Source organism: Haloferula sargassicola (assembly GCF_040362925.1).
In the GTDB taxonomy this organism is placed as follows: Bacteria; Verrucomicrobiota; Verrucomicrobiia; order Verrucomicrobiales; family Akkermansiaceae; genus Haloferula; species Haloferula sargassicola.
Map to the genome: position 1 here is coordinate 32678 of NZ_BAABRI010000001.1, position 15146 is coordinate 47823.

Annotated in this window: 10 protein-coding genes; 8 read left to right on the forward strand and 2 right to left on the reverse strand. The window is 63.5% G+C overall.

The annotated features are described in order from the left end of the window. Positions 1 to 10: 10 nt before the first annotated feature. Positions 11 to 433, forward strand: a complete 423-nt coding sequence (locus ABXH26_RS00135) for a GxxExxY protein (protein ID WP_353564984.1) — start codon at positions 11 to 13, stop codon at positions 431 to 433. A gap of 51 nt (positions 434 to 484) precedes the next feature. Then, the gene (locus ABXH26_RS00140) at positions 485 to 5593 is read left to right on the forward strand and encodes a DNA repair ATPase (protein WP_353564985.1); all 5109 of its coding nucleotides are present in this window, start codon (positions 485 to 487) and stop codon (positions 5591 to 5593) included. Between the two features lie 355 nt (positions 5594 to 5948). On the opposite strand, the gene ABXH26_RS00145 is transcribed toward ABXH26_RS00140, so the two are convergent. Continuing rightward, complete coding sequence (locus tag ABXH26_RS00145) at positions 5949 to 6581, reverse strand: hypothetical protein (RefSeq protein WP_353564986.1); 633 nt, start codon at positions 6579 to 6581, stop codon at positions 5949 to 5951. Between the two features lie 88 nt (positions 6582 to 6669). On the opposite strand from ABXH26_RS00145, the gene ABXH26_RS00150 reads away from it, so the two are divergent. The 6 genes from ABXH26_RS00150 (at position 6670) to ABXH26_RS00175 (ending at position 14325) form a co-directional block, all read left to right on the forward strand. After that, on the forward strand, positions 6670 to 7593 hold the full coding sequence (locus ABXH26_RS00150) for a helix-turn-helix transcriptional regulator (RefSeq protein ID WP_353564987.1): 924 nt from the start codon (positions 6670 to 6672) through the stop codon (positions 7591 to 7593). 75 nt (positions 7594 to 7668) lie between these two features. Further along, positions 7669 to 8388: a PEP-CTERM sorting domain-containing protein gene (locus ABXH26_RS00155; RefSeq protein WP_353564988.1), complete on the forward strand. Its 720-nt coding sequence runs from the start codon at positions 7669 to 7671 to the stop codon at positions 8386 to 8388. A gap of 62 nt (positions 8389 to 8450) precedes the next feature. Beyond that, a complete protein-coding gene (locus ABXH26_RS00160) occupies positions 8451 to 10619 on the forward strand; it encodes an SGNH/GDSL hydrolase family protein (protein WP_353564989.1) in 2169 nt (722 codons plus the stop codon). Positions 10620 to 10681: 62 nt separating this feature from the next. Beyond that, positions 10682 to 11248: a ribonuclease H-like domain-containing protein gene (locus ABXH26_RS00165; RefSeq protein WP_353564990.1), complete on the forward strand. Its 567-nt coding sequence runs from the start codon at positions 10682 to 10684 to the stop codon at positions 11246 to 11248. Between the two features lie 3 nt (positions 11249 to 11251). After that, positions 11252 to 12118 carry a CvfB family protein gene (locus ABXH26_RS00170; RefSeq protein ID WP_353564991.1) on the forward strand — a complete coding sequence of 289 codons (867 nt, stop codon included), beginning with the start codon at positions 11252 to 11254 and terminating at the stop codon, positions 12116 to 12118. A 260-nt stretch (positions 12119 to 12378) separates the two neighbouring features. Further along, a complete protein-coding gene (locus ABXH26_RS00175; protein WP_353564992.1) occupies positions 12379 to 14325 on the forward strand; it encodes an amylosucrase in 1947 nt (648 codons plus the stop codon). A 12-nt stretch (positions 14326 to 14337) separates the two neighbouring features. Here ABXH26_RS00175 and ABXH26_RS00180 read toward each other — a convergent pair whose 3' ends face one another. Beyond that, on the reverse strand, positions 14338 to 15141 hold the full coding sequence (locus tag ABXH26_RS00180) for a hypothetical protein (protein ID WP_353564993.1): 804 nt from the start codon (positions 15139 to 15141) through the stop codon (positions 14338 to 14340). Between the last annotated feature and the right edge of the window lie 5 nt (positions 15142 to 15146).

Here is a 15146-nt window from a genome sequence, read left to right on the forward strand (position 1 = left end):
CTGAAGAGGGATGAGTGGGATTCTCTACAAGGAGGAAAGCTACCAAGTCATGGGGGCCTGCTTCGAGGTCTACAAGGAGAAGGGGGCTGGATTTGTGGAGCCCATCTACCATGAGTGCCTTGAGATTGAATTCGAGCTGCGGGAAGTCCCCGCAGTGCATCATCCTCACCTTCCTCTGACCTACAAAGGACGTCACCTGAAGCGCAGCCACCAGGCCGATTTCGTGACCCACGACAAGATCCTGCTCGAAGTCAAAGCCGCCAAGGCGCTCGACGACAACCACCGCGCCCAAGTCGTGAACTATCTCAAGGCCACCGGTCTCAAGCTCGGCATCCTCGTCAACTACGGCCGGATCGGTGGCCTCGAATGGGAACGCATCGTCCTCGCCGACTGGCTCCGCGACCAATCGGTTCCTCCATCTCTCCAGTCTTAAATTTCGTCCATTTCGACCCTTTCGTTGTTTCCCCATCCGGAGCCCCAGCCCATGCCAGAGGAGAATCCCAAACCAGACCAGCTCGAAGGCGGTGTGTATGAAGTCATCCGCGCCCGCCTTGAGAAGCACGGCCAGACGCTGCGCGAAAAGCTCGAAAGTCTCAATGCCGAGCGCCTTTCGGTGTTCGGAGGCGTCGAGACCGCCCTGCTCGGCACCGAGCGGGTGTCCACCGAGCACAACTGCGTCGCCCGCGACCTGGTCACGGTGGGGAAACACCGCTTCCTGTTCGGCTACAACATCCAGTTCGGGCTCAAGCAGACGACCGATATCCAGGACGTCTTCGCCGCCTACGATTACGATCCGGAAAGCCGCAGCTTCACGCCGGTGCCGGTCAGCGAAATTCTCGACGATCCCCGTTTCTCCGAAGACTTCGCTTATCTCTACAAGTACTACCGCGAGACCGTCTTCCAGAAGTTCATGGTCATCGGGCCGCATCTGTTCATCGCGATGCGCGCCGGCAAGACCCTCCAGGACATCAAGGTCTTCAAGTGGCGGATCGTCGGCGGGAAGCTCGAATATGTCGGCAACCGTTCCGATCACGAATATGTCTATCCCAAGCAGCACGAGTTCGAGTGGCAGCGCGCCCACCGCGGCATGCATCGCTCGGGGCTGCATCCGCATATCTCGATCGAGGACCGGGTCTTCGTGGAAACGGTCGGCGGCGACCTGACGATCAAGGTCGAGGACAACACCGAGTCGGGCGAGGGGATCTATGCCGAGCCGGTCACGGAGAGCGACCAGACGCTCGACGACGCCGAGATCTTCTACGCCTGCGTCGGCTCGCTGATCCTGCTCAAGATCCTGCCCTATCGGGAAAGCCTGCACCGCTATCTCGTCTTCAACGAAAAGACCAAAACGGTGCATCGCCTCGATGCCATCGGCGATTCGTGCGTGCTACTGCCCGACGATCACGGCATCGTTTTCGCCAACGGCTACCTGCTCCAAAGCGGCGAGCTGAAGACCTTCGACCACGGCCTCCTCGACATGCGCTTCGAGCGCCGGGTGGCGTCGTCGAACGGCGAGGACGTCCTGTTTTCCTTCTACAACCGGCCGAACGGCGAATACGTCCTATTGTCCTACAACCGGATCCAGCAGAGCGTCGAAACGCCGATCCTGTGTTCCGGCTTCTCGCTCTTCGGCGATGGCCAGCTCGTGCTGTTCCGCACCGACGGCCAGCCGCAGAAGCACCACGCACTTCAGATATGGCAAACGCCGTACTTGGACGACGAGGCGGCGCTCGACAGCGCGACCGACCCGAGTTCGTTCCTGTTCAAAATCGGTAATCCCGAGCTGGTCCGCGGCATGGCCGAGGCGCGTGAGCTGCTGACGCTGCTGCACAAGGACGACTCGTTCGCCGGGCTCTACCTCGACCTCGTGAAGCGCGCCGGCGACCTGCTGGACGCGTATTTCTGGCTTGATCGCGACGAGTGCGGCTCGCTCGCCGCGCCGCTGCGCGAAATCAAGCAGGCGGCCGAGGCGGCGATCGGCGAGTTCGAGAAAGTCCAGCGCCTGCGGGAAACCGCAGCCGAGCGGACGAAGGCGGTGAAATCGGCAGTGGAGGCGGCCGTGCGCGAAGCGAAGACCGCGCCCGGCGACGAGCTCAAGCCGCTGGTCCATCACCTCGCCACGCTGCGCAAACTGCGCGGGGAAATCATCGGCCTGCGCGAGGTCCGCTACACCGATCCGGCGGTGATCGATGTGATGGAAAAGGAGGTCGTCGAAACGACCGACGCGACTTCGCAGCGGACGGTCGATTTCCTGCTCGGCGAGGACTCGCTCAAGACCTACGCGGACGCGATCGACGAACAAGAGGCCGGGCTTTCGAAGATCACGAAAGTCACCGAAGCCGACGAGGTTGGCGAGGCGCTCGACAAGGCGGCGGGCGAGCTGGAGATGCTGATCGAGATCGTCGGCGGCCTGAAGATCGCCGACGCGACGCAGACCACGGCGATCATCGAGCGGATCTCCGCGCTTTACGCAAAACTCAACGGCACCCGCGGGTCGCTGCGCAACCTACGCAAGGAGCTGGCAAAGGGCGAAGGCGAGGCGCAGTTCGCGGCGCAGATGAAGCTGCTGTCGCAGGCGCTGGCGAACTACCTCGACCTCTGCGACACGCCGGAGAAGTGCGACGAGTCGCTGACGCGCTTGATGGTGCAGGTCGAGGAGTTGGAGGGGAAATTCTCCGAGTTTGACGAATACATCGAGCAGCTCACCACCCGGCGGGAGGAAATCTACGACGCCTTCGAGGGTCGGCGGACGCAGCTGATGGAGGCCCGCCAGAAGCGGGCGGGCGCGCTTTTCAAGAGCGCCGAACGGATCCTCAACGGCATCCGCAACCGCGTTTCGGCCTTCAAGGAAATCGAGGAGGTTCACAGTTATTTCGCCACCGATCCGATGATCGAGAAGGTGCGGGACATCGTCGCGCAGCTCACCTCCCTCGGTGATCCGGTGAAGGCGGACGACCTGCAGACGCGGCTGAAAACGCTGCGCGAGGACGGCGTGCGGCAGTTGAAGGACAAAAAGGACTTGTTCGTCGACGGCCAGAACGTGCTGCGCTTCGGCAAGCATGCCTTCAGCGTGAACACGCAGGCGCTGGAGATGACGATCGTGCCGCACGAGGACACGATGGCGTTTCATCTGGCAGGCACGAAGTTCTTCGAGCCGATCACGGATCCGGCGTTTCTCGCGACGCGGGATGCGTGGGATTTGGAGGTGCCGAGCGAGGGGCCGGAGGTGGCGCGGGTGGAGTATTTGGTGTGGCGGTATTTGCTCGCGCCGGCTGAAGCCAGCGCTCCGATGGCGGGTGACGAGCTGCTGGGGAGGGTACAGGCCTTCATGCAGCCGAGATATGCCGAGGGATATACCAAGGGCGTGCATGACGAGGACGCGGCGAAGCTGCTCGATGCGTTGCTTCCGGTGCACGCGGAAGCGGGGCTGCTGCGCTACGGTCCGCGGACGCGGGCGGCGGCGATGGTGTTCTGGGAATCGTGGAGCGATCCGGCGAAGGAGGTGCTGGAGGGGCAGTTCGCGAGCTACGGGAAACGTCGTGGTTTGTTCAGCGAGGGCGGGGATTTGGAGCGGTGGAAGCTGCGGCTCTGGAAGGCCTTTGTGGCTTGGGAGGAGGAGATTGGATTGTTCGGGGGCATGGCGGATGGAATCCGCCGCCACGTGGTGGATTATCTCGGCGATGAGCTCGCGGGGGGCGATGGCTTTGTGGTTTCCGCAGCGGCGGCGGAGCTGGTGCGCGGTTTGGAGCATGCGTTGGTGGCGAAACGGGGGGAGAAGATGTTTGCGGAGTCGATCGACGGGCTTTCGCCCGAGGTGAAGTTTGAGGTCGCGCGCGATTGGTTGCTCGGTTTTTCCGCGAGCGGCGAAGGGGTGCTGGAATCGATGCCCGCGGGCCTGCGCCACGCGGTGATTGATGAAGCGGCGGCGCATCTGGCGCGCGGGGGATTCGAACAGCGCTCGGTGAAGACCGTCGAGCTGGCGGTGAAGGTGGACGGGCTGAGATCGAGCCATTCGCGGATCGAGGGCGGCGAGCTGGAGATTCACTACAGCGAGTTCCTCGACCGGGTGGCGCGGCACGAGGCCACGGTGGCGAAGGATTTCCGCGAGCTTTCCACGCTGAAGCAGCGGATGACCGAGGAGCGTCGCGCGGAGATGCGGCTGGATGAGTTCAAGCCGAAGGTGATGAGCGCCTTTGTGCGGAACCGGCTGATCGACGAGGTCTATCTGCCGCTGATCGGCGACAACCTCGCCAAGCAGCTCGGCACGGCCGGCGCGGACACGCGGACGGACCGCATGGGCATGCTGTTGCTCATCTCGCCGCCGGGCTATGGCAAGACGACATTGATGGAATACGTCGCCAACCGGCTGGGCCTGACTTTCGTGAAGATCAACGGCCCGGCGCTGGGTCACGACGTGCTGTCGCTGGATCCCGGCGAGGCTCCGAACGCCGCGGCGCGCGAGGAGGTGATCCGCTTGAACCTGTCGCTGGAGATGGGCGACAACGTGATGATCTACGTCGATGACATCCAGCACACGAATCCCGAGTTCTTGCAGAAGTTCATTTCGCTCTGCGACGCCCAGCGGAAGATCGAGGGCGTGTGGAAGGGCAAGGCGCGGACCTACGACCTGCGCGGTAGAAAGGTCGCCGTGGTCATGGCCGGCAATCCCTACACCGAGAGCGGCGGCAAATTCCAGATCCCGGACATGCTCGCCAACCGGGCGGACACCTACAATCTCGGCGACATCCTCGGCGGACACGAGGCGGCGTTCAAATCAAGTTATATCGAAAACTCGCTGACTTCGAATCCTGCGCTTTCGCGACTCGCGAGTCGCTCGCAGAAGGATGTGCTTACGGTGATTCGCATCGCGGAAACCGGCAGCCGCGATGGAGCGGACTTCGAGGGCAACTACACGCCGGCGGAGATCGACGAGATGGTCGCGGTGACGAAGCACCTGCTCGGTGTGCGCGACACGATCCTGCGCGTGAACCTCGAATACATCCGCAGCGCGGCGCAGGAGGATGCGTATCGGACCGAGCCGGCGTTCAAGCTCCAGGGCTCGTATCGGAACATGAACCGGATCGCGGAAAAGGTGCTGCCGCTGATGACGCCGGAGGAGGTGCGGCAGATCGTGATCGACCACTACCGCGGCGAGTCGCAGAACCTGACCAAGGCCGCCGAGGCGAACCTGCTGAAGTTTTACGAAATGGAGGGTCTCTTGGATGACAAGCAGGCCGCGCGCTGGGAGCAGATCAAGAAGGACTTCAACAAGCACAAGCTGCTCGGCGGAGCGGGGGAGAACGACCCGGTCGCGCGGGTGGTGGCGCAGTTGACGCAGTTCAACGACGGGTTGCTGTCGATCCGCGAGGGGATCGCGGCAGCGGGCACGCACTATGCGAAGCCGCAGACGCTGGGGGAGGAGACCGTGGCGAGATTGCGGGAGATCATCGAGGGCTTGCGGGCGGTGCCGGTGGAGGTGGACATCAAGGTGGTGCCGGTGCAGGACCTGGATGGGAGCATCGAAAAAATGGAGAAGTCGTCGTCGCCGATCGACGTGGACCCGGAGATCCGGCAGCCGCACGAAGAAAGGTGAGAGCGGTAAGCGGCTGTAGGTAGTCCCCCCTTCAGGGGGTTGCGGAGAGCGGGTTTTTTGATGGGGGCGCTCTGGCAGCGCGGCCCCCTGAAGGGGGAACAACCTGCGGATGGGGGCGGAGTTGTTGGGGTGGACGGAGGGCTGTAGGTAGTTCCCCCTTCAGGGGGTTGCGGAGAGCGGGTTTTTTGATGAGGCGCTCTGGCAGCGCGGCCCCCCTGAAGGGGGAACAACGTGCGGATGGGCGCGGAGTCGTTGGGGTGGACGGAGGGCTGTAGGTAGTTCCCCCTTCAGGGGGTTGCGGAGAGCGGGTTTTTTGATAGGGGCGCTCTGGCAACGCCACCCCCTGAAGGGGGAACTACGTGCGGGTCGGTTCCGTCTCAAGGATGTCGTCGGCCGGGGCGGGCAGTTCGTGCTCGATCTCGCTGCCGAAGAGCTCGATGGCGGTCCTGGCCACCCGGGCGGTGTCATACCAGGCATAGCCGCCGACGCCGACGGCGCTGAGCAGGGGGATGATCCGTGAGATGCCTTTGCCCAAGGCGCGCTGGGTGACCTTGATGCCGACCTTTTTCGCCGCCAGCTCCAGCGAACGGTAGCTCGCGCGGCGGACCAGGTAGCGCTCACCGACGCGGACGACGAGATCGCGCACCGCCTGCGCGGCGGTGTGGCGGAACAGGCAGTAGAGCATCTGCTCGCGGGAAAGCTGGGCGCGCTTGTCGAAGACGGCGGCGATGTCGGCCACCATCTGGGCCTGGATTTTCCACACGGCGATGATTTCCGGCAGGATGGTGGCCCAGGCGAGCGGTCCGGGCGGCAGGGCGAGCACGCCGGCGGTGGTGGCGGCGCGCGAGGCGGCCGCGCCGGTGATCCGGCGCGCGGCTTCTTCCGGCGAGGCGGCGGGGTGGCGCTGGCTGTCCGGGATGTGGCCGAGGAAACGGAGGATGGCCTCGCTGAGGGCGTGGGCTTGTTCCTTGGGAAGGGTGGCGTTCATGCGGTTGAATTCACCTCTAGCATGGGCCCGTGCGCCCGATAGGAAAACGATTGTTCTGCCGTAGCGAATTCTCCATGTTCCCCCGCTGATGCCTTCGCCAAGTCCGTCGCCCTTTTACCAGTTCACCGATCGGGAAACCCGCAGCGGTCAGGCGCCGCGGAAGCTCGAGGCCAGGCGGTTCCGGCCGGCCATCCGCCTGGCGCACGTGTCCATGGGTGTGGTGATGGAGCCGCGGGAGGTTTATGATTTCTGCCTGGTGTATTTCTTTTCGGCCTCGGGAAACTGCTGGATCAATGGCAAGAGTCATGGCTTCACGCCCCGGACGCTGCTGGTCCAGCCTCCGTTCCAGCCAAGCCATTTCGAGATGGATGCCTCGATGTCCACCCGCCATGTCGCGGTGCATTTCGACCTTTGCGAAGGCTTTCCTGATCGCAAGCCGATCTATCTTCGCAAGCCTTACGAAGTCGATCTTTCTCCGGATCTCGAGGTTCCGGTGGAGACGGTGTTTCCCGCCGGATACCCGCTGGCCCAGGCGCTGCTGCAATTGGTCGAGGCCTGGCAACACCAGGATACGGTGGGCGGGCTTCAGGCGAACGCGATCCTCAGTCAGGTGTTGCTGGATGCCTGCAGGTTTTCTCGGGTAGCGAACGAGCCCCGGGGGTCGATGCGGGTCCGCGAGTCGGTGGCCGTGGCCATGCGCTATCTCGAGGAGCATCATGCCGAGCCCCTCAGCCCTGAGATGGTGGCCGAGGTGGTGGGCTACAGCGCGAACTATCTGTGCCGGATGTTCCGCCAGGATACGGGGTCTTCCGTCATGGAGTTCCTCACGATGGTGCGGATGCGGCGGGCCATGGAGTTGTTGCGCAGTCCGAGATATTCGGTGAAGGAGGTTGCGCGGCAGGTGGGATATCGGAATTCCCGCTATTTCAGCCGGATCTTCCAGGAAATCCGCGGGGTCACCCCGACGCAATGGCGCCAGGCGAGGAGCGGATCCGATCCCCTTGAGGAGTAGCGAAGCACGTCCAGTGCACCCTTTCCCCGGATCAGGGACCTTACGCCCGGGAGCATGTTTGCTAGGCTCCCCATCGTGAAAAAACTCCCCTTCCTTCCGTCCCTGGCGGCCAGCGCCGCGTTCGCCGTGTCCGTTTCTCAGGCCGCCGTGATTTTCACCCCGCAGGAGGGTCCCGCGCGGACCTCCTTCGATGGCGAGATCAGTCCCAATCTGATCACGGCGGGGCAACCATCGCTCGCCTCGATGTCCGCGAGCCATCCCGGTCAGTTTCCAGGCACCTTCCCGACCACCGGGTTGAACGACGGAAGCGCCGCGGCCAATGGCAACCTTTCCTACTGGGCGACGATGAACAACGGCGACCCGGCAAACTGGATGCCGGTCACGATCACCTTCGAGCTGACGGGCAGTGCCACCGGCTATGACCTCACGGAAATCCAGTCGATCGCCGGTTGGAACGACTCGTATCTCGGCGACCAGAGCTTCCAGCTGCTTTTGTCGATCGGGGGCGGTGGGTACTCGGATTTCGGGACCTACACGAACACCTCCACCCTGAACGGCGGTACCAATGCCACGCTCATCTCCTTGACCGACACGACCGGAGCGATCGCCAGCGGAGTGACGGGCATCCAGTTCGTCTTCATGAACCCGGGAAGCACCCAGGGTGGCGATGGTGGCACGGTGATTCACGAGTTGCAGGCCTTCGGCACTCCCACGGTGGTGCCGGAGCCCGGCGTGCTCGGCCTCGGCGGATGGGCCGCCGGGCTGTTGGGCCTCGCCCGTCGTCGCCGCGGCTGAACGGCCGTCGCCTGGAGCCCAGAGCTGGCGGGGTGATCCCGGCCGGCTGCTCTTTCTGACCGATGACTGCTTTTGAAAAAACCGGCCTGCTGGTGGGAATGCTGGGGCGATGGTGCCTCGTGGTGCTGTGGATCGGCTGGGGCGCGGCCCGGGCCGAGCTGCGCATTCTGCCACTGGGGGATTCGATCACCCGCGGCGAGGGTGCTGCGGCGAGCCTGATTCCCGGCGGCTACCGCGACCCGCTGGCTCATGACCTCAGCGGCGGGGCGATCTCCTTCAAATTCGTGGGCGACAACTCGTCGAACCCGACGGACTACCTCACCGATACCTTCCAGGCCCAGCACAGCGGCCACGGAGGGTGGCGGATCGACCAGATCCAGAACAACATCACCAACTGGCAGGGGGCCTTTCTTCCGGATGTGGTGCTGCTCCATATCGGCACCAATGACATCCTGCAGAATTCCGACCTCGGGACCGGCTCGGGAGCGGACACCTCGCACGCGGTGGCGAGGCTGGTCGCCCTGCTCGACACCCTTTTCGCGAACCATTCCGAACTGCATGTCGTTCTTTCCACGCTGATCCCGATCCAGGACGGGCGGGACGACTTCGTGAAAGACTACAATGCCGCGCTGGCCACCACGGTGGTGCCGGAATTCCTGAACCAGGGCTTCTCCATCGTGCTGGTGGACAATTACGCCAACTTCGTGACGGCCACCGGCGCGTGGCGTCCCGAGCTGTATTCGGATGGCGTCCACCCCAATGCCACCGGCTATGAAAAGATGGCCGACAGCTGGTTCGCCGCGGTGGAGGAGATTCCCGTCCCTCCCGATGAGCCGCCGCCTCCACCCCCGCCCGCCACGCTCCGCTCGACCTCGGAGGTGGCACCCGGGATGACGGCATTCGACGGTGATATCCGGCCGAATCTGGTGAGGGCGGGGGCGCCGACGCTCGACGGCGTGACCACCAGCCATGAGCCCTCGATCCCCGGCACTTTCAAGACGGCCGGGCTGAACGACGGGTCCGCGGCCGCGTTTTCCAACCTCACCTACTACGCGGTCAACGAGCCGGTGGGCAACCTGCCGGCGCTGGTTACCTTCACGCTCGCCGGCAGTGCCACCGGCTACGACATCACCGGCGTCGAGTCGCTCGCCGGGTGGCAGGACTCGAACATCGGCGACCAGAAATTCCAGCTCCAGCTCTCAATCCAAGGTGGAGACTTCCTCGATTACGGCACCTATTCCGCCGTGGGCGAAATGGGCGGCTTCGCTTCCAAGGTGAGCGTCACCGACGAGTCCGGCGTGCTGGCTGGCGGAGTGACGGCCGTGCGGTTCCTGTTCCTCAACCCGGATGCGGTGCAAGGCGGGAATGCCGGCACGGTGGTGCGCGAACTCCAGGTTTTCGGCACTCCGAGCGAGCCCGCGGAATCGCCGCCACCGCCGGACACGTTGGAGTCCTCGATCGACTTGATGGAGGGAATGGACGGCTTCGACGGCGCGATCCGCAGCAACCTGATCCAGGCCGGGCAGGCCACCTTGGGCGGGGTGGCGGTGAGCCATGGTCCGTCGCTGCCGGACCTGTTCACCACCGCCGGATTGAATGATGGCTCCGCGGCCTCGACCGCGAACCTGACGTATCACGCCCTTACCGATGCGGCTGGGAACCTGCCGTGCGTGATCACCTTTTCCCTGGCCGGGAGTGCGACGGGCTACGACATCACCCGCGTCGAATCGATCGCCGGGTGGCAGGATTCGAACATCGGCGACCAGAAATTCCAGCTGCTGCTGGCGCGCTCCCACGGCGCCTTTCTGGACTTCGGGACCTATCGCGCGACCGGCGAAACGGGAGGATTTGCGTCGCGGATTGCGGTCGGGGATTCGTCCGGCACCCTGGCGACGCAGGTGACGGCGGTGCGTTTCGTTTTCCTGGATCCCGAGGCCAGCCAGGGGGGAGACGGCGGGACCGTGATCCGCGAGCTTCAGGTCTTCGGCCAGCCGAGCGACGCGGAGCTGGAAAAGGTGGAGTTCCACTTCGTGCCGGGTCCTCCGTCATCGGCCATGCTTTCCACCCCGGTGTCGGGTTCGGCCACCTACGTGTTCCAGCGTTCCGGAACCTTGCTGCTGTGGGAGGATCTGGAAAGCCGGGAGATCGGGCAGGGCGACCCGGGACTGCTGGAGTTCACGGACTCCGAGCCGCCGGCCGGCCGGGCGTTTTATCGGATCCTCCGCCGCTAGGCAGGGAGGCGAAAGTCCGACTCCATTCTTGGAATGCGGCCCGGCTCTTCTAGCTTCGCCGCGTGGCGGAGAGAAACATCGTCTATTTCGACCTCGAGACGCAGCGCAGCTTCAACGACGTGGGCGGATCCGCCCACAAGGACAAGATGGGCATGTCCGTCGGCGTGACCTACAGCACCGGCAGCGGCGAATACCGGATCTACGGCGAGGCCGAGGTCAACGCACTGGTCGATGAGCTGGTCCGCGCCGACCTGGTGGTCGGCTGGAACCACGTCGAGTTCGACTACCCCGTGCTCCAGGGCTACACGATCTACGACCTGCCGAACCAGACGGTGAACCTCGACATGATGCTCGACCTGCAGGAGCGCCTCGGTTTCCGCCTGAAACTCGATGCCGCCGCCGCCGGCTCGCTCGGCATGGGCAAGACGGCCGACGGCCTCGATGCCCTGAAATGGTGGCAGGAATACAAAAAGACCGGCAACAACGAGCCGCTGATGAACATTGCCGAATACTGTGCCTTCGACGTGAAGGTGACCAAGTGCGTGCACGAGTTCGCGCTCGGCCATGGCCACCTGAAATATCACGACCGCGGCGGCCACCTGCAGGAGGTCGAGGTCGACTGGAAATGATTTATGGCTGACCTGGGTGACATCGCGATGCTGCGGGTGGTCCGCGAACGGAAATACGGGCTCGGTCTCGATTCCGAGGGGCCGCTCGGCGAGGTGCTGCTGCCGCGCGCGGAAATGCCGGACACCTGGGAAATCGGCGGGCTGGTGAGCGTGTTCCTCTACACTGATTCCGACGACCGCCCGATCGCCACCACCCGCCGGCCGAAGGCGAAGCCAGGCGAGTTCGCGGCGCTGAAGGTGGTCGCGACGACGAACTTCGGCGCCTTCCTCGACTGGGGCCTGACGAAGGACCTGCTGCTGCCCTTCGGCGAGCAGAAGACCCAGGTGCGGACCGGCCACCGGATCGTGGTCCGCGTCGAGGTGGATGAAGAAAGCGGTCGCATCATCGCCAGCCAGAAGCTCGGTCGCTACCTCGAGCAATCGATGCGCCCGCCCTTCGTCGCGGGCGACGAGGTCGAGGCGCTGGTCTACGCCCGCACCGAGCTTGGCTACAAGGCGGTGGTGAACGGCCGCTACGGCGGGCTGATCTACCAGAACGAGGTCTTCCAGCCGGTGCGGCCGGGCGACCGCTTGACGGCCTTCGTTTCCCTGGTGCGACCCGATGGCAAGCTGGACCTTGCGCTCCAAGCCAAGGGCCGCGCGAAGATCGACGATTTCGAGGCCGACCTGCTGCGTTATTTGCAACGACTCGGTGGCTTCTCGCCGCTGAGCGACCGCAGCCCGGCCGGGGAAATCCACGACGAGCTCGGCGTCAGCAAGAAGACCTTCAAGCAGGCCGTCGGCGCCCTTTACCGCAAGCGGAAGATCACCGTTTCCGACGAGGGGATCCGACTCGTGGGTCAAAGCGATTGGTCGCCGGGCGAGGAGTGATCCGGGAAGTTCGGGCGCGTTGGGGGTGGAGTTGCAGGATGAATGGGATTGGAAGGATCGGCTTGATGGAGTGGGGAGAGGTTCAGCGATCCGCCAGTCACCTTTTCAGGCCGGGCACCCATTTCCCCCAAAAGCATCCCATCCATCCTGCTCCCGAACCCTCAAGAGCTCGACGCCCCTGCGGCAGGAAGTCCGTTGACCTGCGGCGGATGGCATGGATGTTGCCTGAAACGATCTAACGCCCGCCTTTTCTTCTGACGATGCACCCCCATTCGCTGCCACCCACGATCCACGAAAGCCGACTCTCGCTCAACCGCCTGCTGCCACGGCTGCGCAAGAGCTTTCCCGACGACATCGAGACCGCGGAATGGTATGCCTTCGAGGACCGGCTGGAGCGACATTTCCCGGTGCTCTTCGACCTGCTGTGGCGGGTCTATGGGCCGAGCTACGACTTCTTTTTCCACGTCGAGCAGATCCTCCGCACCTGCGCGGAGTCGTGGCTGGCGCGGCCGCCCGAGTTGAAAAGCCTCGACGCCACCCGGGAAGGGCATGCGCACTGGTACACTTCCAACCGGGTGGTGGGAGCGATGGCCTATGTGGACCTCTTCGCGGGCGATCTCGAGGGGATGCGGGACAAGGTCGGCTACCTGAAGGAACTGGGGGTGACCTACCTGCACCTCATGCCGCTCTTCAAGAGCCCGGCGGGCGATGACGATGGCGGCTATGCGATCAGCAGCTACCGCGAGGTGGACGAAGAACTCGGGACCATGGATGATCTCCGCCAGCTTTCCGCGGAGCTGCGTCACCACGGGATCTCGCTGGTGCTCGATTTCGTCTTCAACCACACCTCGGACGAGCACGAGTGGGCGATGAAGGCCCGCAAGGGCGACGAGAGCCACCAGGCCTACTACTGGATGTTCCCGGATCGCACCGAGCCGGATCAGTATGAAAGGACGCTGCGGCCGATCTTCCCCGACGCCCATCCGGGTTCCTTCACCTACCGGACCTCGCTGGGGAAATGGGTGTGGACCACGTTCAATAATTTCCAGTGGGACCTGAACTACCGCAATCCCGAGGTTTTCAACGCGATGGCGGGCGAGATGCTCTATCTCGCCAACGCCGGGGTCGAGATGCTGCGCATGGACGCCGTGCCCTTCCTGTGGAAGGAAAAGGGCACCAACTGCGAGAATCTCCCTGAAGCGCACCTCCTGATCCAGGCCTTCAACGCGGTCGCCCGGATCGCCGCACCGGCGCTGATCTTCAAGTCGGAGGCCATCGTGGCGCCTGATGATATCAAGAAGTATGTGTCCGAGGAGGAGTGCCACCTTTCGTATAACCCGCCGCTGATGGTGCTGCTGTGGAACTCGCTGGCCTCGCGCAATGCCAGCCTCATGCTGCATGCGCTGCCGAAACGCTTCGAGCTGCCGCAGGGCTGCTCGTGGGTGAACTATCTGCGCTGCCACGATGACATCGGCTGGGGCTTCGAGGATCGCGACATGTGGGAGCTGGGGATGAACCCGCACGATCACCGCTGGTTCCTGAACCGGTTCTTCATCGGCGAGGAGGGCACGAGCTTCTCGCGCGGCAAACTTTTCCAGCACAATCCGACGACCGGCGATGCCCGCATCTGTGGCACCACCGCCTCATTGTGTGGATTGGAAAAAGCCCGCTACGAGGACGACGAGCACCAGACCGAGTACGCCATCCGCCGTATTTTGCTGCTCTATGGAATCATCTTCACCATGGGCGGCATCCCGCTGATCTATCTGGGCGACGAGATTGGCCTGCAGAACGACTACGATTACGAAAAGGACCCGGAGAAGGACGGCGATGAACGTTGGCTGCATCGCCCCTCCTTCGACTGGGAGGCCGCCGAGCGCCGGAGGGAGCCGGGGACGGTGGAGGACCGGATTTTCCACGGCATGCTGAAGCTGTCTCTCATCCGCAAAAACAACCAGGCGTTTCATGAGACGCGGACCGAGTTCGTGGATGTGGGAAACCACCATGTCTTCGGATATTTCCGGGTCCACGAAGGCCAGAGCATCCTCTGCCTCGCCAACTTCAATGACTATCCCGAGGAAATCCCGGCCACGCGATTGCGCCAGCTCGGGCTGCGAAAAACCTTCACCGACCTCATCGCCGGCCAACCGATCGTGGCGACGGAAAAGCTGGTGATGGAGCCGCTGCAGTTCATGGCGATCCTGTGAAGAAAGGATTCTTCAGCGGGTCGGACGGGTCCTCCATTTCCAGAACGCGGCGGCGAGGGCCAGGACCAGCAGCGTTCCGGCGATGACGGCCACGGGGCTCCGCGGCGGCTTCTTTCCGGACTCCGCCACCGGTTCGGGGTTCCGTTCATCGAAGGAACGGCGGGGCCGCGGGGGAGGGGCCATCACTTCGCCCTGGAAGTCGTAGCGTTTCTTCGATCCTTTGAAGGCATAGGTCTGTTTGCCTTCGCGCACCCGGTCCCGCCATTCGAGCCAGAGGTCCATGCGCGACGAACTGTTGACCGGAGGATCTTCCAACATGCCAGCCAATTTGCTGGCGGAAGCTTGACCTAAGGTGGCTTCAAGATCCGGAAGACGCCGTTCGTCGTTATCATCCAGAAACCCCGCAAACATTTCAACCATCTCGGGGGTGTGGATTTGGGAAAGAGCGGAGAAGATCCATCGCCTCTCCGTAAGATAGCGATGATAGGCGGGACTGTTTTCTTCCAACCCCCTATGCTTTAACCCGCGAATCCTGTCAGCGAAATAGTCGGCGTAGCCTTCGGACGAAGACAGAGCTGCGACCGCCCGTTGGTGAACGGGCAGGGACGCCGCTTGGTTCGCGTAGATCGACGGCTGGTGCAGCTTGTTGATGGCCTCGATCAGGAGTCCGAATTTCTCCGCGTCCGGCAAGGATCCGCAATTTTCAATCTTCGTTTTCCACTCTTCGAGGGCGGCGGCTTCTTCTTCCGGCGGAGAGACAATGGCCCGGCATGGAGCCAAGGTGAACATGAGCAGAAAAAGCAGGATCCATTTCATCGAAT